The sequence below is a fragment of the Nonomuraea sp. NPDC002799 genome, assembly GCF_053592075.1.
The window spans coordinates 114755-132103 of the sequence record NZ_JBSFVA010000012.1; the positions used below are offsets into that span (position 1 = coordinate 114755).

18 protein-coding genes are annotated in these 17349 nt (G+C 70.9%); 5 read left to right on the plus strand and 13 right to left on the minus strand.

Going from position 1 to position 17349, the window contains the following annotated elements; translation table 11 throughout:
• Positions 1–148: 148 nt before the first annotated feature.
• From ACWD0F_RS22935 to ACWD0F_RS22970, 8 genes are all read right to left on the minus strand, one after another.
• Positions 149–1612 carry a family 43 glycosylhydrolase gene (locus ACWD0F_RS22935; protein ID WP_449878526.1) on the minus strand — a complete coding sequence of 488 codons (1464 nt, stop codon included), beginning with the start codon at positions 1610–1612 and terminating at the stop codon, positions 149–151.
• A 193-nt stretch (positions 1613–1805) separates the two neighbouring features.
• Positions 1806–2903: an ATP-binding protein gene (locus tag ACWD0F_RS22940; protein ID WP_449878528.1), complete on the minus strand. Its 1098-nt coding sequence runs from the start codon at positions 2901–2903 to the stop codon at positions 1806–1808.
• An 88-nt stretch (positions 2904–2991) separates the two neighbouring features.
• Positions 2992–3876 carry an alpha/beta fold hydrolase gene (locus ACWD0F_RS22945; protein WP_449878530.1) on the minus strand — a complete coding sequence of 295 codons (885 nt, stop codon included), beginning with the start codon at positions 3874–3876 and terminating at the stop codon, positions 2992–2994.
• Positions 3873–4451 (minus strand): GbsR/MarR family transcriptional regulator, encoded by a 579-nt coding sequence (locus tag ACWD0F_RS22950; protein ID WP_449878532.1) that lies wholly within the window; start codon positions 4449–4451, stop codon positions 3873–3875. The genes ACWD0F_RS22945 and ACWD0F_RS22950 overlap by 4 nt, the downstream gene beginning before the upstream one ends.
• 42 nt (positions 4452–4493) lie before the next feature.
• A complete protein-coding gene (locus ACWD0F_RS22955) occupies positions 4494–5393 on the minus strand; it encodes a D-alanyl-D-alanine carboxypeptidase family protein (protein WP_449878534.1) in 900 nt (299 codons plus the stop codon).
• A gap of 137 nt (positions 5394–5530) precedes the next feature.
• Positions 5531–6709 (minus strand): glycosyltransferase family 4 protein, encoded by a 1179-nt coding sequence (locus ACWD0F_RS22960; RefSeq protein ID WP_449878536.1) that lies wholly within the window; start codon positions 6707–6709, stop codon positions 5531–5533.
• Positions 6706–7500, minus strand: a complete 795-nt coding sequence (locus ACWD0F_RS22965) for a sulfotransferase family protein (protein ID WP_449878537.1) — start codon at positions 7498–7500, stop codon at positions 6706–6708. Before ACWD0F_RS22965 ends, ACWD0F_RS22960 begins: the two co-directional genes overlap by 4 nt.
• 147 nt (positions 7501–7647) lie before the next feature.
• Positions 7648–8277, minus strand: a complete 630-nt coding sequence (locus tag ACWD0F_RS22970; protein ID WP_449878539.1) for an alpha-ketoglutarate-dependent dioxygenase AlkB — start codon at positions 8275–8277, stop codon at positions 7648–7650.
• A gap of 171 nt (positions 8278–8448) precedes the next feature.
• On the opposite strand from ACWD0F_RS22970, the gene ACWD0F_RS22975 reads away from it, so the two are divergent.
• Positions 8449–9204: a VOC family protein gene (locus ACWD0F_RS22975; protein WP_449878541.1), complete on the plus strand. Its 756-nt coding sequence runs from the start codon at positions 8449–8451 to the stop codon at positions 9202–9204.
• Positions 9205–9296: 92 nt separating this feature from the next.
• Here the strand turns inward: ACWD0F_RS22975 and ACWD0F_RS22980 are convergent, their stop codons facing one another.
• The 4 genes from ACWD0F_RS22980 to ACWD0F_RS22995 form a co-directional block, all read right to left on the minus strand.
• Positions 9297–10274 (minus strand): hypothetical protein, encoded by a 978-nt coding sequence (locus tag ACWD0F_RS22980; protein WP_449878543.1) that lies wholly within the window; start codon positions 10272–10274, stop codon positions 9297–9299.
• 5 nt (positions 10275–10279) lie between these two features.
• Positions 10280–11227, minus strand: a complete 948-nt coding sequence (locus tag ACWD0F_RS22985) for a hypothetical protein (RefSeq protein ID WP_449878545.1) — start codon at positions 11225–11227, stop codon at positions 10280–10282.
• 86 nt (positions 11228–11313) lie between these two features.
• Complete coding sequence (locus ACWD0F_RS22990; protein WP_449878547.1) at positions 11314–11673, minus strand: DUF2203 family protein; 360 nt, start codon at positions 11671–11673, stop codon at positions 11314–11316.
• 9 nt (positions 11674–11682) lie between these two features.
• Positions 11683–12369 carry a GntR family transcriptional regulator gene (locus ACWD0F_RS22995; protein WP_449878549.1) on the minus strand — a complete coding sequence of 229 codons (687 nt, stop codon included), beginning with the start codon at positions 12367–12369 and terminating at the stop codon, positions 11683–11685.
• An 84-nt stretch (positions 12370–12453) separates the two neighbouring features.
• Here ACWD0F_RS22995 and ACWD0F_RS23000 point away from each other — a divergent pair, with 84 nt between their 5' ends.
• On the plus strand, positions 12454–13797 hold the full coding sequence (locus tag ACWD0F_RS23000) for an MFS transporter (protein WP_449878551.1): 1344 nt from the start codon (positions 12454–12456) through the stop codon (positions 13795–13797).
• Between the two features lie 80 nt (positions 13798–13877).
• Complete coding sequence (locus ACWD0F_RS23005) at positions 13878–14810, plus strand: SPFH domain-containing protein (protein WP_449878553.1); 933 nt, start codon at positions 13878–13880, stop codon at positions 14808–14810.
• On the opposite strand, the gene ACWD0F_RS23010 is transcribed toward ACWD0F_RS23005, so the two are convergent.
• Positions 14807–16105: an MFS transporter gene (locus ACWD0F_RS23010; RefSeq protein WP_449878555.1), complete on the minus strand. Its 1299-nt coding sequence runs from the start codon at positions 16103–16105 to the stop codon at positions 14807–14809. The genes ACWD0F_RS23005 and ACWD0F_RS23010 overlap by 4 nt on opposite strands.
• A 254-nt stretch (positions 16106–16359) precedes the next feature.
• Here ACWD0F_RS23010 and ACWD0F_RS23015 point away from each other — a divergent pair, with 254 nt between their 5' ends.
• Together ACWD0F_RS23015 and ACWD0F_RS23020 are read left to right on the plus strand one after the other, a co-directional pair.
• Positions 16360–17055 (plus strand): sirohydrochlorin chelatase, encoded by a 696-nt coding sequence (locus tag ACWD0F_RS23015; RefSeq protein ID WP_449878557.1) that lies wholly within the window; start codon positions 16360–16362, stop codon positions 17053–17055.
• Between the two features lie 41 nt (positions 17056–17096).
• Positions 17097–17267 (plus strand): GNAT family N-acetyltransferase, encoded by a 171-nt coding sequence (locus tag ACWD0F_RS23020; RefSeq protein WP_449878559.1) that lies wholly within the window; start codon positions 17097–17099, stop codon positions 17265–17267.
• The last annotated feature ends 82 nt before the right edge of the window (positions 17268–17349 follow it).

The window sequence follows — 17349 nt, forward strand, 5'->3', positions numbered from 1 at the left end:
ACCGGCGAATCAGCTCCAGCGAACTATGGTCACTTCTCATCAGCGGATCAGCTCCGGCGACCGTGGTCACTCCTCCACCGACGGCTCAGCTCCGCCGACTGCCGTCACTTCGCCACCGGTGGATCAGCTCCGGCGCTTGCGGTCCCTTCTAGACCGGCCGCACGGACCACTGCTGGCAGTTGTTGCCGAGCCAGGCCCACTGGCGCACGTCGGCGCCGTCGGCGGTGCCGCAGTCGGCCACGTCGGCGACCTTCCCGGTGGCGGCGTTGACGATCCTGACCCAGCCGCCGGTGGCGGTGTAGACGAGCCGGAAGCGCTGGCAGGTGTTGTTGAGCCAGCTCCACTGCCGGATGTCGGCGCCGTCGGCGGAGGCGCAGTTGGCCACGTCGGCGACCTTCCCGGTGGCCACGTTGACCAGCCTGCTGGTGTCGTCGGCCTGGTCCTCGACGCGCCAGCGCTGGTTGGCGCCGCCGTTGCAGGTCCACTGCTGGATGTTCGCGCCGTCGGCGGTCCCGCCGCCCGCGACCTCCAGGCACTTGCCGCTGTTGCGGTTGACCAGTGTGTACGCCGTCGGCGTCGCGGCGCTCTCCCCCGCCGGCGCGGCCAGCGCGGTGCCGGTCGCGACGGGGGTGCCGAAGTTGGGCGTGCCGTCGGAGTTCCAGGTGAACTTCTGCGCGCGGGTCGTGCGGTTGTTGTCGCAACCACCGCTGGAGGAGCTGTTGGCGTGGTAGACGATCCAGTTCTCGGCGCCGTTCGGCGAGGTGAAGAAGCCGTTGTGGGCGGGGCCGTACACGCTGCCCGCCCGCTGGAAGACGGGCGTCGACTTCTTGACCCACGAGGAGATGCTCAGCGGGCTGCCGCCGTTGTAGGTGAGCTGGCCCAGCTTGTAGTCAGGTCCCCAGCAGGCACTGGCCGAGTAGATCACGAACGTCTGCCCGTTGCGCTGCAGCGCCACCGGCCCCTCGTTGACCGTGCCGCCCTGGGTCTCCCAACTGTAGGTCGGGCTGGAGATGCGGGTGAAGGTGCTGCCGCTGACCGTGTACGGGTTGCTCATCGGCGCGATCACCAGGCTCTGCGTGCTGCCGCCGATGGAGCCGCTGCCGAGCAGGTAGAGGGACCCGTTCAGGGACATGGGGCTGGCGTCGATCAGCCAGCCGCCCGGGCTCAGGTTGCTGCCGGTGAGGATGTTCCGGTACGTGTACGGGCCGAGCGGGTCGCTGCCCGCGCTCTCCAGCACGTGGGTGCGCTGGCTGTCACAGCAGGCGGCGCCGACCTGGCCGGCGGAGTAGTAGATGTACCAGCGGCCGTTGAACTGGTGCAGCTCGGGGGCCCAGAAGTTGGTGCCCCGCGAGGTGGTGGTGTCCTGCCAGATCTGGATGCTGGGAGCGGTGGGCAGGCCGCCGAGGGTGGGCGACTTCCGCATCACCAGGGTGTTGGTGAAGCTTGTGGTGATCAGGTAGTAGTTGCCGTCGTAGTACTGCAGCCAGGGGTCGGCGCCCTTCTGGGACTTGAGCGGGTTGGTGTAGGAGGTGGCGGCCGAGGCGGGTGCGATGCCGAGGGCCATGGCTAAGAGCAGGAGCGCCAGTGCGGCCAACGTTCTTCGAAGGATCATCGTTGCGGACTCCTTGATAGCGTTAACATTTCCTCGCGGTTTCCAGCGCTGCTTTCTCTGTTCCGGTGGGATGTTAACGCTCACGTTTCGACTGTCAATGGACCCTGAAACTTTCAGTCCCCAGCCGACGGCCGGGTGCTAGCCCACCTGGACGACCACCCAGCGCTCCAGCCCCGCCCGGGTCCGGCTGATCTCATCGGCCAGGCGAACCCGAGCCGCGGGTCAGGACTTCCCGATAGATGGGGTTGGCGATCTCCAGATCCCTGGTCCCGCGGATGAGGCCCAGATCGTGGACGTAGGAGGCGTCGTCGTCGAAGGCGGCGTCCAGGCCTGGAGACGTGCCGGCCACGATCGGCTCGATCACCCGCTTGACCCGAGGCTCGTGCAGCCGGGCCACGAGGGCGTCCAAGTGGGTGGCGCGTGCCCGGATCAGCCGCTCCTTGGCCTCCTCCACCCGCCCACTGGTGATGGCGCCAGTCACTCCCATCTCGGAGATGAGTTCATCAGCGAGGGCGTTGACCAGCCACGGCTGTCCTTGGGTCAGCTCGAAGACCTGATCCACCGCGTCCTTGGTGAACTCCTGGCCGGTCGCCTGGGTGTGCTGGCCGTACAGCTCGGCGATCTCATCGGTGGTGAAGTCGCCCAGGCGCAGCGACTCGGTAATGATGTTGAACGGGCTGGCCGGGTTCGATCCATCGGGCTTGCCGCCTGAGGCGACCTTGTAGTCACGCACGTCGCGCAACCCGCACAGCACCACGGACGCGGGGAACGGACGCCCCTTCGGCCGCGCGTTGTGACCGTCGCGGAGCTGGCTGAGGATGCTGACCATGCTGTTGCCCTGCAGGGCGTCGATCTCGTCGAGGAGCAGCACCACCCGGCGCGGGCAGCGGCGACACCACTCGCTCAGCGCCCTGCCGAACCGGCTGCCCGGCGTGACCTGCGGCCAGGGATCCGGCGGCAGCAACTCCTCTGGCCATCCCGACCCTTCGGCGGCCTCGCGGAGGGAATCCAGCAGAAGCGACTCCGCCCAGCCGACGTCGTCGCCGGCCGACTTGGCGCGCTCACAGGAGAACATCAGGGCGGCGATGTCGCCCTGAGCGTTCAGCTCGGAGGCCAGGGCATCCAGTGTGGTCGTCTTGCCGGTCTGCCGGGGCGCGTGCAGCACGAAATAGCGATCCATCTCGACGAGCACGCGGGCCTGCGGGAGCCGCTGCGTGGCGGGCAGCATGTAGTGGCGCTGCGGGTCGCACGGGCCGGTGGTGTTGAAGTATTTCGCTCGGGGTGGCCGCATGGTCACGTTCTGCCATCTCCATGCTCCTGGCGCCTGGGATAAGTCACCTCGGACGTCGAGGGGTTGCTCATGAAGCTGGTCGAGCTCATCAGCCCAGAGAATCAGCATCGTCCATGTCGGCCAGGAACGCGGCGATGAGCGGGTTGACGCGGTCGGGGACCTGGCGGTTGGACCAGTGTCCTGCTCCCTCGATCAGCTCGAAGCGGCTGCCGGGGATGAGTGCGGCGGCGGCCCTGGTGCGCGCCGGGGGGACCCCGATGTCCCGGTCTCCCTGGATGAGCAGGGCAGGGCTGGTGATCTCGGGCAGGCGCGGGCGGAGGTCGACGCGCATGCGCAGCGGGCCGATGGAGGCGTTCTGCCAGTCGGAGGCGCCCGCGCCGCCGGCCCGTACCTCCTCGGCGATCTCGTCCACGACGTCCTCGAAGTCGGGTGCCGGTCCGGCGAACAGCGCGTGTCTGACGAAGCGGGCGATCCGTGCCCGGCTCTTGAACATCGCCCCCGGCAGCGTCCGGTGGAGCAGCGGCAGCTTGGCGGTCAGCCAGAGCGCCTGGTGGACGACGGGCGGGAACGACAGGATGCCGGCCGGTGCGAGCGCCACCAGCCGGTCGGCGCGGGCGGGATGGTCGATGGCGTAGGCGAGCGCGAGGGCGCCGCCCTGGGAGAGCCCGACCAGGGCGGCCGAGCCCAGCTCGAAGTGGTCGAGGACCTGGGTGAGGCAGCCGAGCATGCGTTCGTGGGTGGCCTGGCCGTTCCATGGGCGGCTGCGGCCCTGTTTCGGCCAGTCGAGCGCGAGCACCCGGTGTCGCGGGGCCAGGACGGGGATGAGATGCCGCCAGCTCAGCAGCGCGTTGTCGATGCCGGCACCGCTGAGGAGCAGGACGGGCGAGCCGGGGCCGCCGGTGTCGTAGACGTGGAGCCGGCCTTCGGGGCAGGTCAGAAAGGTGCTCCGCAGGCCGGACTCTTCGAGACTCATCGCGGTCCGCCCGGTTCGCGGGAGCCTGCCGATTCGCCCGGTTCGCGGGAGTCCGCCGGTTCGCTCGGCTCGCCCGGTTCGCGGGAGCTCGCCGATTCGCTCGGCTCGTGGGAGGCCGCGTGGGCCTCCCATCGTTGCCACAGCGCCGGCAGCTCCGCCTCCAGAAACCGGTACAGCTCGTGCACGTTGCTCAGCCGCTCCCTGCGCCCCGGCGCGCTGCCGGCGAGGACCCGGAGCCCGGCCTCCGTGATCTCCCGGAACGCGGCCGTCTTGGCATAGCGGCCGGCCAGCATCCGGCTCCACCCGTCGGCGGACATGCGGAAGAACTCCTGGCGCTCACCGCGCCGGCGCACCCCCTCGACGAGCCCGCTGGGGGTGAGCAGGCGCGTCGCGCTGCTGATCGAGCTCCGGCTGACCTGGAGCACCTCGGCCAGCTCGGCGGCGCTCTGCTCCGGCGGATCGCTGATGAGCAGCCAGCCGATCACGCGCCCGGCGATCAGCGGCATGCCCTCCCGCTCGAAGAAGACGGCGACGTCGTCGACGAAGTCCAGCTCGGCATCCGTGGGTGCGACCATGATTCGATCATACAGTTATTGCAGTCATGACTGTAATGACTGTCAGACGGCTTGCCTGCCCCTGCCCCAGGACAGCAGCTCGGCGGCCGTGGTGAAGCGCCGGCTGGAGACCGACTCGTCGAGCAGCACGCCCACGAGCAGCCGCCCCTTCCGCTCGCCCGCGAAGGCCAGGCAGTATCCGGCCGCGCGGGTGAAACCGGTTTTCAGCCCGATCGCACCCGGTGTGCCGAGCAGCCGGTTGGTGTTGCGCCAGACGTAGGAGCGGTGCTCGGCGCCGGCCCGCAGGAAGTGGCGCGAGGTGCCGGCGACCTTCCTGATCAGCGGGACCCGCAGCGCCACGGCGGCCAGCTTGGCCTGGTCCTTGGCGGTGGAGTAGCCGTCCCCGCGGCGCGTGGGCAGGCCGTCGGCGTTGACGTAGTGGGTGTCGTTCATGCCGAGTTCGCGGGCGGTGGCGTTCATCTTGGCGACGAAGTCTCCGACGCCGGGGCCGTACGTGCGGGCCAGCGCGTGCGCGGCGTCGGCGCCCGAGGGCAACATCAGGCCGTAGAGCAGCTCGCCGACCGTGAGGCGGTCGCCGGGCCGCAGGTCCGCGGTGGTGCCGCCGCCGTTCTCCGCGTACGCGACGTCCCGGGCTTTGATCCGGACCACGTCCGTGGGCTTGGCGCTCTTCAGCACCACGTACGCGGTCATCGTCTTGGTGAGGCTGGCGATCGGCCTGCGTTCGGCGGCGTGCTTGCCGAACAGGACCTCGCCGGAGGAGGCGTCGAGGAGCACGGCGGCGCGCCCGTAGACGGCAGGAGCGGCGGCCCGGCCGTGCACCGCGGAGGCGGCGGTCTGGACGGCGGCCGCTGCCGGGCGAAGGGCCTGCGCGGGCACGGCGAGCCCCGTGACCAGGGCGAGGGCGCCTGCCATGGTGGTCAGGCGAGCTATCCGGTTACGCATGGGGACAGGCTGCCGCCGGACTTGGACTGCTTTTGACGAAATAAGCGAAATTTCGTGACAAAGCGCCCGGCAGGCCCGATGGTGTCGGAGGAAACGGAAAGGTAGATTTTTCCGCGACAGCCCGGGAAAAGGGCTGGTCAGCGGCTGTGCCAGAAGTTGTCGACCACCCGCTCGCCCTGCGTGAGCTCCGAGAACAGGTCCTCCCACAACGGCATGATCTGGTCCGGCGCGTACGCCCGCGACGTCACGTGCGCCGCCCTGCCCATCCGCACCCGCAGCTCACGATCGGCGACGACCCGCTTCAACGCGGCGGCCAGCGCGTCCACGTCCCTCGGCGGCACCAGCACGCCGTCCACCCCGTCGGTCAGCACGTCGCTCGGACCGGTCGGGCAGTCGAAGGCCACCACGGGCAGCGCGTGCGTCATCGCCTCGATCATCACCATGGGCAGGCCCTCGAACCGGGAGCTCAGCGCGTACACCGAGGCGTCGGTGAGCTCCTGCTCCAGCCGATCGGTACGCCCGGGCATCGACACGTGCTCGCTCAGCCCGTACTGGTCGACGAGCCCCTTGAGCTGGCCCTTGCGCGGCCCGGTGCCGAAGATGCGCAACCGCCACTCGGGATGGTCCGGCACCACCTGCGCGAAGGCCTCGATCAGCAGGTCGAACCCTTTCTGCGGCACCAGCCGCCCGGCCGCGATCACGACGGGGTTCACCTGCCGGGAACGTTCCTGCTCGGCCCGGTGCACCGCGTTCGGGATCTGCACGATGGGGGTGCTGGGCAGCAGCCGCTGGTATTCGAGCCGGTTGGTGCGGGTCAGCACGGTGATCGCGTCGAACCGGTCGTAGTAGCGGGCGATCTCCCTGCGGATGCTCTCGGGGTAGGCCGACAGGTTCATGTGCTCCTGGGCGACCCGGATGACGCCCTTGGACGTGCGGCGGGCGGAGATCAGGTTCAGCGCGGGGCGGGTGGTCACGAGGATGCCCTCGCGCAGCTTGGCGACGTACTCCATCGTGGCCCACTCCACCCGCTCGGTGAAGTAGTCGGCGGCGAACTCGCCGCGCGGCACGATCTTCCCGCGTACCCGGCGCCAGGCCTTACGGCCGATCGAGTCGGGCCGGCGGCCTTCGCGCTGGTCCACCAGCGTGGTGATGGAGATCCGCGGGTCCAGGGAGAACTGCGGGGTGTCGCGCCGTCGTACCGCGCTGACCAGCGTGACGTCGTGCCCCGCGGCGGCCATCGCGTTGGCCTGGTTGACGACCGTGCGGATCGTGCCGCCCATGCCGAAGGCGTGCAGCATGAGATAGCGGATCTTCACTTGACGTACCCCCAGGTCCGGCAGATGGGCAAGAGCGCGTCCGGGACCTCGTCCGGCAGCTCGCGGGCCGGTTGCACCGTGCCGGAGCGGATCTTGTCGCGCCAGTCGCCGAGACCCTTCTCGATGACCTGCTGCGTGCCGTACGCGAGCATCTGCGGCTCCCACGCCAGGCCCAGGGACCGGCAGATCTCGCGGGTGACCCGCTCGGGCTCGGCGCTGAGCTCCTCGTAACGCACGGTCAGGCCGGGCAGCGCCGTCCTGGCCCGCTGGACGGCCTTCATGTAGCGCAGCGCGTCCAGTGCGGCCTCCTCGGCGGTGCGCTTGCCGGCGCTCGCCTCGTGCCAGGAGGCGGCGATCGCGGCGGGATGGCGCAGGAGGAAGACGAAGCGCGCGTCCGGCCAGCAGGTGGCCAGGCGCTCGTAGGCGAAGGCGTTGGCGGGGGTCTTGTCCACGATGTAGCGCTTGCCGCTGCGGACCAGTTCCCGGTGCAGGACGCGGTCCCACAGCAGGTGCTCCAGGTCCGCCTGGTTGTGGCCGAGCGCCGCCATCGCCTTGGTGGAGAGCGCGGTGTCGAACTGCACGCGCAGCCGCCGTACGTGCAGCTCGTGCGGCGCGTGCAGGGCCGAATGGGCGTTCAGTATCGAACGCAGCAGCGTCGAGCCGGACCGCACGGGCGACAGGAGGAACACGGGAGCTTCGAGCAACCGGTCGGTCAGCGGATCCGCGGGCGGTCTGATCTCGGGATCGGGTGGCGCGGCCGGGCCGGTGGGCGCGGCAGGCCCTGAGGCCACTTTTCCTACCCGTTCAATCTGGAATCCGGTGGCCCTGACCAGCGCTTTGTTCATTTTACGCTGCCAGTTCATGCCGAGGCAGACTACCCACCGTTCCTGGTGATTACCTGGCAAGGAGCCGAACGTCGCCTTGGTGCCGCGATGCCGTCAGCGGACTCCGCGCGGACGGAACTGGATGCTGATCCGCGGCCCCGTGAGGCGGGCGGTCTTGGGGATGGCGTGCTCCCACGTCCGCTGGCAACTGCCGCCCATCACGATCAGATCCCCGTGCCCGAGGTCGCGCCGGACCGAGGGGCCGCCGCCGCGGGGGCGGAGCAGGAGCGGGCGGGGGCTGCCGACCGAGATGATGGCGACCATCGTGTCCTCGGTGCCACCCCGGCCGATCGTGTCGCCGTGCCAGGCCACGCTGTCACGCCCGTCGCGGTAGAAGCAGAGCCCGGCCGTGCGGAACGGCTCCCCCAGCTCCGCCGCGTAGTGCGCGTCGAGCAGGCGCCTGGCGTCGGCGAGCACCGGGTCGGGCAGCGTCTCGTCCTCGTCGTAGAACTTCAGCAGCCGCGGCACGTCCACGACCCGGTCATACATGCGCCGTCGCTCGGCCTGCCACGGCACCGCCTCCGCCAGCCGCTCGAACAGCGTGTCGGCGCCGGACAACCAGCCGGGCCGGACGTCGATCCACGCGCCGTGGCCGAGGTGGGTCCTGCGGACCGTGGCGCCGAGCGGCCCGGCTCCGAGGACCTCGTCGAGACCGAGCAGAGATGCTTGGAACGCGGCTGTCATGGCCTTGATGATATCTCTTGGTTCAAACACATATTCGACTGACGTAGGGGTCGCTTCTCTCGACGGGCCGTGTCAGGCTGGCAGTCGCCGGAAACGAGTGGCGTCGGCCCTCCGACCGCAGCGTGAGGTGAAGAGGCCACCCCCACCACTTCGTCGCACGAAGGAGTGCGCATGCTGAGCACCGATTTCCTTCCTGGCGCCCCGTGCTGGCTCGACGTCAGCACCCCCGACGTGGCGGCGTCCGCCGCCTTCTACACCGGCCTGCTCGACTGGCGGACCGTCTCCCTGGGACCCGAGCTGCTTTGCCAGGTCGAGGGCAGGACGGTCGCGGCGATCCGCCGGGCCGCGACGCCCACCGCGACGCCGCAGTGGCTGATCTACTTCCAGACGGACGACGCCGACGCCGTGGCCAAGACGATCGACCAGGCGGGCGGCACCATCCTGGCGGCGCCGCGCGACGTCGGCGCGCAGGGACGGACGGCGGTGTTCACCGACCCGGCCGGGGCCTCCTTCGCCGTGTGGCAGCCGGGCGGGACCGCCGGGCTCGGCCTCGTCACCGAGGCCGGCTCGCTCGGCTGGGCGGAGCTGTACGCGCCCGACCCCGCACGTCTCCGGGCCTTCTACGAGTCCGTCTTCGGCTGGCGGGTCGAGGACATGCCGATGGGCGAGACGCCCTATCCCGTGATCTCCCCCGCCGACGGCGACGAGAGGTCGGCGATGGCCGGGCTCGTGCCGTCGGAGCCGGGCGACCCGGCCCACTGGCTGCCCTACTTCGAGGTGGCCGGCTGCGACGCCACGGTGGCCAGGGCTCAGGTGCTGGGCGGTACGGTGCGGGCGCCGGCGACGACGGTGGGGGGCGTGGGGCGGATGGCCTTCCTCGACGATCCGTTCGGCGCCCGCTTCGCGATCATCACCAGCTCGGTCTGAGCCGGTGCCCGGCCTGTGCGGTACGCAGTCCGTACAGGCCGGGCCAACTCCGGCCAAGGGCACATCCTGCCCCCGGCCTCGCCCTCTTAACGTCAGCCACCGCAGGCGGCGAAGACGAACGCGTCCGCCGGCATCCGATAACGGTCCCTGACCTTCGTCGTCCCCGTCTCGGTGTCGATCTCGACGATGGTCATCCGGTTCGCGCCGACCAGGTGCACGGTGACCTGGGTCTCGCCGGTCCAGTCGACCATCTCGACGCCCCCGGCCGGCAACGTGACCTTCGTGCGGCCGATGACCTGATCGGTCGCCACGTCGTAGGTGACCAGCTCCGGCCGCTTGCCGGTGACCACGCTCGCCACCGTGCGCCCGTCGGCCGCCAGCGCCTGGGGCGTGTTGGTCCCGATGACCTGGGGCGGCGTCACCCGCAGCAGCCGCTCGCCGGTGTCGCTGTAGACGACCAGGTCGGTGACCGACTCGTCGCCGGCTGCGGAGGCGAGCAGCTCGTCCCCGTCGCCGCTGAAGCCCTGCAGGTCCGCCCCGGCCGGCAGGGTGCCGAGCCGCGCCCCGGTGGCGGTGTCGAAGATCCGCGCGCGGGACCCGTCCACGAGCGCGGCCAGCCGGCCCCCGTCGTCGGAGAGCCGCAGGCTCACCCGCCACTGCGCCACCCGCGGCAGCGCGTCCTTGGCCAGCAGCCTGACCCCGCCTCCGACCGTGCGCACCGCCAGGCGGCCCGGCTTCGTGAAGTACGCCAGCCGCCGGCCGTTCCCGCTGACCGCGACCGGCGCCGCGTAGTAGAGGCTGGACGTGCCGTCGGCCTTGCGGGCCACCCCCTGGGCGTCGTGGAGCACGCTCCGCCCGCCGCCGTGCGTGCCGATCCGCCAGGGGCCGCACGGCTTGGTGCCGCCGCCCTTCATCGGGCAGCCCTTGATGGAGACGTAGCGGACGGTGTCGTCGTGATGCGGCTCCGCGTGCGCCGCCGCGGGCGTCAAGGCGTGCTCCGACGCGTACGCCGCCGCCGGCGTCAGAGCGACCAGCCCGGCCACGAGGATGGTGAGCGTCTTGGTTGTCATGTGGTTCACTCCCCGGCCAGGATCGCGGTGTAGCGGCTCTTGTCGATCGGGTATCTGTCGGCCTGTGTGACGGCTCCGGAGCCGGGATCGACGGTGAGCACCCGTACCACCGCCGGCTTCCCGTCCTCCCCGCCGCGCACGGTGGCGGTGAGGCGCCCGGCGCCCCACCACGCCAGCTCCAGCGGCGTGCCGGTCTTGAGCGGCAGGTCGGCGCCCTCGGACAGCTCACCCGTCCGCAGGTCGTAGGTCCGCACCCGGAGCGGCTTGCCGGTCCCGTAGGTGCCGGAGGTGAACACCGCCACCGTCCGGCCGTCGGGGGCCAGCGCATAGGTCAGGGCGCCCGCGACCACCTGGGGCGGCGTCTGGCGCAGGGAGCCGCCGCCGAGCCGGTAGGCGTACATCACCGTGGTGTTGTCGCTCGCGATACGGGTGGCCAGCACCTCGTCACCGTCGCCGCTGAAGCCGAGCGGCCGGAGACTGGCGTGCAGCGTCGTCGTCCTGCCGGTGGCGACCGTGATCACCTTGGTCGCGGCGTCGTCGCGGTCGATCAGCACCCTGTCGCCCTTGGGAGAGAGCCGCACGGCGAAGCCGCCGGTGATCCTGGGCAGCTCGGTGGCCCGGCCCCCGGCCACCCGCTGGACGACCAGGCGGCGGTCGCGGGCCCGTTCGTAGGCCATCACGCGGCCGTCCGCGCTGAGGGCGAACCGGCTCGGCTCGCCGCCGTCGGGTGTGGTGGCGGCCGCGGCGCGCACGGCGACGCTGCCGCCGCCGCGCAGGAGCAACCGCCAGTGACCGCAGGGGACGTCGATGTCGCCCTGGCCGGTGCAGGACTTGATCCAGGCCGCGCGGGCCACCGGTGGCCCGGTGGTGGCCTGGGCGGCGGCGGGGGTGAGCCCCAGCCCGCCGATGACCGCCGACGCCAGAAGCGCCGCGGCCGCCGAGGTGTGCCTCATGACTTGTGGTCCTTTCGCTCACCTGCTTAGACAGAGCCGTGACCTGCGAGGTTGGTCACAGATCGGCCACGGTGGCGGTCGGTCCGCTACAGGGGGCGCCGGCCCGCGAAGCCCAGCTCCGTGCGGTGATACCAGGCGAGCTCGCGCTCCCCCTCGATCCAGCAGAGCCGGACCGACAGCTCGCCGAGCACGGCGGGGAAGTCGATCAGCACCGGCGCGAACCCCTTGACCTCGATCCCGCGCTCGCTCCACCTGCCGAGCATCTCCTCGATGTGCGCCTGCAGCCCCTTGACCTCGGCGAGGCCGCCGAGGTCGGAGCCACCCCTGGTGCGCCGGTCGAAGTCGATCTCGGCGAGGTCGGCCCGGGCGGCGATCACCACGCGAGCGTCCTCGATGATGCCGGGGATGATCCGGCGAGCCTCGTCGATGGTGAAGAGCCGCTGCATGCCGCAACGTTAGCGGTTGGGCTCGTAGGCGTGGACGAGCAGCCGCTCGGCCTGGTCGAGGTAGTCCTCCAGATAGGCGGCGGCCCGCTCCCACTCGCTCGATTCGATCAGTCCGAGCAGGGTGCGGTTGCGGCCGACGAACGGCTCGTGGAAGGCGCGCGGATTCTCCATCACGTGGAAGACGAGCCGCAGCTCGGCCAGGAGCTGGCGCATGGTCTCGTCGATCCTCGGGCTGTCGTTGAGGCTCACGAGCGCCTGGTGGAAGCGGATGTTGGCGGTGCCGACGCCCTGCCAGTCGTCCTGCTCGGCGGCCCGCTCGGCGTCGTGCACGGCCTGCGCGATCACGGTGATCGCCTCCTTGGGCGCGCCGCGCCGCACGGCCGCGCCTTCGAGCACGCGGCGCACGCGGTAGAGGTCGGCGACGTCCTCGACGGAGGGCAGGCGCACGAACACGCCCCGGTTGAGCTTGTGGTCGAGCAGCCGCTCGTGTCCGAGCAGCCGGAACGACTCGCGCAGCGTGTTGCGCGAGACGCCGAGCGCCTCGGAGATCGCCTCCTCCGACAGCCGCTGCCCGGGCTGGAAGAAGCCCTCGCTGATGCGCTCGCGCAGGATGTCGGCCACCCGCTCGGCCGTGCTGCTGCGGCCCAGCCGAGGCCGGTCCTGGGCAAGATCAGCCACCACGTTGTCCACATTCATGAGGGAATCATGGAGCAAACCTCTTGTCGAATTGTTCAACGATCCTTACTTTGAAATCATCCCCTCAACACAAGGAGCGATCGGATGTCAGGCTCCACGCAACAGACCCGGCGGGTGATCCTCGCCAGCCTGATCGGCACGTCGCTGGAGTGGTACGACTTCTTCCTCTACACCACCGCGGCGACCCTGGTCTTCCCCAAGCTGTTCTTCCCCTCTCTCGACCCGGTCACCGCGATCCTGGCGTCGCTGACGACCAACGCCGTGGCGTTCGTCGCCCGGCCGCTCGGCGGCATCGTCTTCGGCCACTTCGGCGACCGGGCCGGCCGCAAGACCGTGCTGGTGGTGACACTCCTGGTGATGGGCGTCTCGACGTTCCTCATCGGCGTGCTGCCCGGCTACGCGAGCGTCGGCGTGGCCGCGCCCGTCCTGCTGGCGCTGCTCAGGTTCGCGCAGGGCCTGGGGCTGGGCGGCGAGTGGGGCGGCGCGGTGATCATGTCGCTGGAGCACGGGGACCCCCGGCGGCGCGGCTTCAGCGCGAGCTGGCCGCAGGTCGGCGTGCCGGCCGGCTACGTGCTGGCCACCGGCCTGCTGACGATCCTGTCGTTCGCGCAGTCCGACGAGGCGTTCCTGTCGTGGGGCTGGCGGGTGCCGTTCCTGCTGTCGGGCGTGCTGGTGTTCGTGGGCCTGTGGGTGCGGCTCAAGGTCAGCGAGTCGCCGCTGTTCGCCGAGGTCGCGCAGCGGGGCGCCAAGGCGGAGATGCCGCTGCTGGAGGTGCTGCGCACGCACCCGCGCGCGCTGCTGTCGGCCTTCACCGCGCGGATCGGGGTGGACGTGGCGTTCTACACGTTCACCGCGTACATCATCGTCTACATCACCACCGAGCTGAAGCTGGACCGCTCGGTGGCGCTGAACGCGGTGCTGATCGGCTCGGCCCTGCAGCTCGTGCTGATCCCGCTGTTCGGCGCGCTGTCGGACCGGGTGGGGCGGCGGCCGGTCTACTTCGCGGGCGTGGTGGCCGCGGCGGTGTGGGCGTTCGTGTTCTTCCCGCTGCTCGACACCAAGTCGTTCCCGCTGATCGTGCTGGCCGCCGTGGTGGCGCTGATCACCCACGCGGCGATGTACGGCCCGCAGGCCGCCTTCATCGCCGAGTTGTTCAGCACCCGCCTGCGCTACAGCGGCGCCTCCATGGGCTACCAGGTCGCCGGCGTCGTCGGCGGCGCGCTCGCGCCGATCATCGCGCTCCAGCTCTTCGCCGGCTTCCAGAGCACGGTCGCGGTGTCCGTCTACGTGGTCGTCGCCCTGGCGATCACCGCCGTGGGCCTGGCCATCGCTCCGGAGACCCGCGACGTCGACATCGCCGCGGAGACGCCGTCACCGACGCCGGCCGCGGCCGCCAAGACCCCCGGCCAAGTAGGACCTTTCGCCTGAGTAGCCAGAAGTCACACCTGAACTGCCGCGAGAAGCCGCGGGCGGTGGCTGCCACCGCCGCCCGCGCGGAAGGGGTACCGATGAGAATCGCCCTGGCCGTCATCGCCGCGTTGATCGCGATCCCCCTGCTCATCGGGGGCGTGGGGGGCATGGAGCGCACGAGCGGCGGCGAGGTGGCCGTGATCCGCGACGGCGGCCTGTTCGACGACAACCAGGTGCGCCAGGTGATCGATCCCGGCTCCGGCCTGACCTGGACCGGCATGTGGTCGTCCACCCACCTGTATCCCGCGCAACAACGCTTCTACACGATCACCGCCGACGCCAAGCGGGCCACCACGCTCGGCGTGGACGTGGTGACGGTGCCGAGCAGCGACGGCGTGAACCTCGGCATCGAAGGCACCCTCTACTTCACGCTCAACCTGGACCACGCGACGCTGCGGACGTTCGACGACAAGTACGGCACCCGCACCTTCCGCGCCCAGGACGACCGCGCGCTGTATCCCTGGGACGGCGACGAGGGCTGGTCCGCCTTCTTCGGCCAGGCCGTCCGGCCCGCGGTCGACAACGCGCTGCGCGGCCAGATCGGCGCGATGCGCTGCGCGGAGCTGGTGCCCTCCTGCGCGCTGCTGGCGGCTTCGGACCTCAAGCCGCAGGGCGGCAACGCCGGCATCGCCAAGGTCCAGGAGGCGGTCAACGCCTCGCTGACCCGCGACCTGCCCGTGACGCTGGGCGGCGCGTTCCTCACCGGGCTGCGCTTCACGCTGGTCAAGGTGACGCTGCCGGGCGAGGTGCAGCAGGCGGTGGACCGGTCGCTGGCCGCCTCGGCCGCCGTCGCCGAGGCCGAGGCCAAGGTCGACCAGGCCAAGGCGGAGGCGGAGGCCAACCGGGCCAGGCAGGACGGCTACGACAAGTGCCCCGCCTGCGCCGAGATCGAGAAGCTCAAGTCGCTGCCGCAGGGCATCACGGTGTACGCGCCGGGCAACCCGCAGGCGGTGGTCGTGCCGTCGCGCTAGACCGGCGTCTTCTCCTCGCGCGGGGTGCGCCACCGGCCCTTGAACGCCACCATCGACACCAGGAACACGACCTGGCCGGCGAGCGCCACGGTCAGCCACGTCTGCCAGCCCCCGGCCTCGACCACCATCGGGGAGACCACCAGCAGGACCACGATCATGACGCGGACGACCATGCCCCAGAGGCCGAGCGCCGAGCCCTGCAGCCGGGGGTCGACGTCCTCGGCGTCCTCGGAGAAGCCGGCCATCCACGGCACGTACGCGATGCCCATGACCAGGAAGAGCGCCGCGTACACGACCGTGACGTGACCGGTGCCGGCGCCGGGACCGATCAGCGCGATGAAGTACGCCAGCACCCCGGCGGTCAGCACGGTGCCCGCGGCCGTGAACGGTTTGCGCAGTTGCAGCCGGTCGGACAGGCGGCCCACGACGACCACGGTGAGGGCGTTGAGCACGATGCCCAGCGCCACCACCCGGTTGGCTGCGGCCGCGTCGAGGCCGAACGCGCCTGACAGGATGGTCTGGCCGAAGATGGCGAACGTCCAGTAGAGCACCTGCCAGCCGGTATTGCCCAGGACGTGCGCCCACAGGTGCGGATGCCGCAGCAGCTCGCGGACCCGGCCGTGCCCGACCCGGCCGTCGTCGTCCGAGACCTCCACGGCCTGCTCGGCCTGGAGCACCTGGGCGCGCAGCGCCGCCGACGGCTCGGCGATGCGCCAGACGATGACCGCGCACATCACCAGCGACACCACGCCCATGATGATCGCCTGCGACTGCCACGCGTTGCCGAACAGCGGCAGCGTGAACCCCGCGATGAACGAGGCCAGGAACGAGGCCCCCACCGGCCCCCACGTCCAGAACGCGAACGCCTGCGCCCGCCCCATCCGGGGGGAGAAGTCCCGGACCAGCGACGCGGTGATCGTGATCCCGGCGCCCTCGATGAACAACATCAGGCACCGCACCCAGAACAGCTCGGCCACACTGTCCACGGTGGCCAGCAGGAAGTTGCAGCCGGCCGTGACGGTCAGGGTCGGCACCAGGATCGTGACCCGCCCCCACCGGTCGGACAGGATGCCGCCGAACCCGGCGGAGAGCCCGCCGACCAGCACCGACAGGGCGGCGATCTGCCCGTAGACGGTGAGCGACATGCCCAGGTCCACCATGAGCAGGGGCAGGATGGTGGCGAGGGTGGTCTCGAAGTTGGCCACGAGGCTCGCCAGCACGGCTATCGCCAGGAGGAGGACGCGGCGGCGGCCCACGGGATAAACGCTCAGCTCGCGGACGTAGAACGGCTTCATGCCCATCCTCCGGAGACCGGTCCTGCGACACTCACTCTAGAACGTGTTCTAGTCCGTTTTGTACGGATAGGTCAACGTATTGGATGATCACGAAGTGATCTCGATCACAGGAGACCGGTTGTGACGAAATCGCCATCGATTCCCAGAACAACCACCTCCGAATGGGCATAAACTCCGCGCCTGTGAGCCTGCCTGTACGTGAACGTTCCCCTCGGCCGGGTGGCGGCCGACACCGCCGTCCCGTCCCCACGTCCTTGCCGCCGGACGCCCCCGCGCTCGTGCTCGCCACCCCCGGCGCTGCCGCCGGCGTGGCCGACGAGATCGCGACGGTGGTGCGCCTCGGCAACCCGCAGATCGAGGTGCTCCTGACGAGCGTCGCGGATCTGGCGGACGCTCTGCCCGCCGGCCGCGAAGCCGTCGTCGTGCCGCTGCTCACCTGGGACGATCCCACCGTCCTGGCGCAGATCGGCAAGGCCGTCGCCGCCTCCGGCTCCGGAGCCGTCGTCACCGAGGCGCTCGGCCCGCACCCGCTGCTGGCCGAGGCGCTGCACATCAGGCTGGCCGAGCGCGGCCTGGCCAGGGCCGACCGCGTCCGCGTGCTCGCCGTCTCCAGCCCCGTGGACGCCGTCATCCTGGCCACCGTGGGCGGAGAGCGCGCGGTGCACGCCGTGCAGGCCACCGCCGTGCTGCTGGCCTCCAGGCTGACGCTGCCGGTCGTCGCCGCCTCGCTGGACAGCGAGCCCGGCGTCGCCGTCGCGGCCCAGCGCCTGCGCGCGGCGGGCGCGAACCGCCTGGCCGTCGCCCCCTGCCTGATCGGCCACGAGGCCCCGCGCGAGATCGTGGAGCAGGCGGCCACCGCCGTCCAGGCCGGGTACGCGGAGCCGCTCGGCGCGCACAGCGCCATCGCCGAACTTGTCGCGCGAGCTTACGGCAGTCAACTCGCGACTTGACACGGTTGTAAAGATCATCGGTCCCGCGTTACCGTCCGCGCATGCGGCGCGTGGTGTGCGAGGGCGAACGCCTCGGCCTCCGTGACGTCACGGAGGCCGACGTGGCGGCGCTGCTCGCCATCTACGGCGACCCGACGGTGACCCAGCACGTGCCGTTCGCGCCGCGCAGCCGCGAGGAGGTCGCCGGCCTCGTCGGCAGCTCGCGATGCTGACGGCCGGGATGGTCGAGGAGGGCCGGATCCGGCACCACGTGCACACACCGCACGGCCGGCGGGACTCGATCGTGCACTCGGC

Excerpts from the sequence above, each read along its gene's own strand:
- ACWD0F_RS22985 (WP_449878545.1), bottom strand. The coding sequence starts at position 11,227 with ATGAGGCACACCTCGGCGGCCGCGGCGCTTCTGGCGTCGGCGGTCATC.
- ACWD0F_RS23000 (WP_449878551.1), top strand. The coding sequence starts at position 12,454 with ATGTCAGGCTCCACGCAACAGACCCGGCGGGTGATCCTCGCCAGCCTG.
- ACWD0F_RS22975 (WP_449878541.1), top strand. The coding sequence starts at position 8,449 with ATGCTGAGCACCGATTTCCTTCCTGGCGCCCCGTGCTGGCTCGACGTC.
- ACWD0F_RS22935 (WP_449878526.1), bottom strand. The coding sequence starts at position 1,612 with ATGATCCTTCGAAGAACGTTGGCCGCACTGGCGCTCCTGCTCTTAGCC.
- ACWD0F_RS22955 (WP_449878534.1), bottom strand. The coding sequence starts at position 5,393 with ATGCGTAACCGGATAGCTCGCCTGACCACCATGGCAGGCGCCCTCGCC.
- ACWD0F_RS22950 (WP_449878532.1), bottom strand. The coding sequence starts at position 4,451 with ATGGTCGCACCCACGGATGCCGAGCTGGACTTCGTCGACGACGTCGCC.
- ACWD0F_RS23020 (WP_449878559.1), top strand. The coding sequence starts at position 17,097 with ATGCGGCGCGTGGTGTGCGAGGGCGAACGCCTCGGCCTCCGTGACGTC.
- ACWD0F_RS22945 (WP_449878530.1), bottom strand. The coding sequence starts at position 3,876 with ATGAGTCTCGAAGAGTCCGGCCTGCGGAGCACCTTTCTGACCTGCCCC.
- ACWD0F_RS22940 (WP_449878528.1), bottom strand. The coding sequence starts at position 2,903 with ATGCGGCCACCCCGAGCGAAATACTTCAACACCACCGGCCCGTGCGAC.
- ACWD0F_RS22995 (WP_449878549.1), bottom strand. The coding sequence starts at position 12,369 with ATGAATGTGGACAACGTGGTGGCTGATCTTGCCCAGGACCGGCCTCGG.
- ACWD0F_RS23010 (WP_449878555.1), bottom strand. The coding sequence starts at position 16,105 with ATGAAGCCGTTCTACGTCCGCGAGCTGAGCGTTTATCCCGTGGGCCGC.
- ACWD0F_RS22970 (WP_449878539.1), bottom strand. The coding sequence starts at position 8,277 with ATGACAGCCGCGTTCCAAGCATCTCTGCTCGGTCTCGACGAGGTCCTC.
- ACWD0F_RS23005 (WP_449878553.1), top strand. The coding sequence starts at position 13,878 with ATGAGAATCGCCCTGGCCGTCATCGCCGCGTTGATCGCGATCCCCCTG.
- ACWD0F_RS22990 (WP_449878547.1), bottom strand. The coding sequence starts at position 11,673 with ATGCAGCGGCTCTTCACCATCGACGAGGCTCGCCGGATCATCCCCGGC.
- ACWD0F_RS22980 (WP_449878543.1), bottom strand. The coding sequence starts at position 10,274 with ATGACAACCAAGACGCTCACCATCCTCGTGGCCGGGCTGGTCGCTCTG.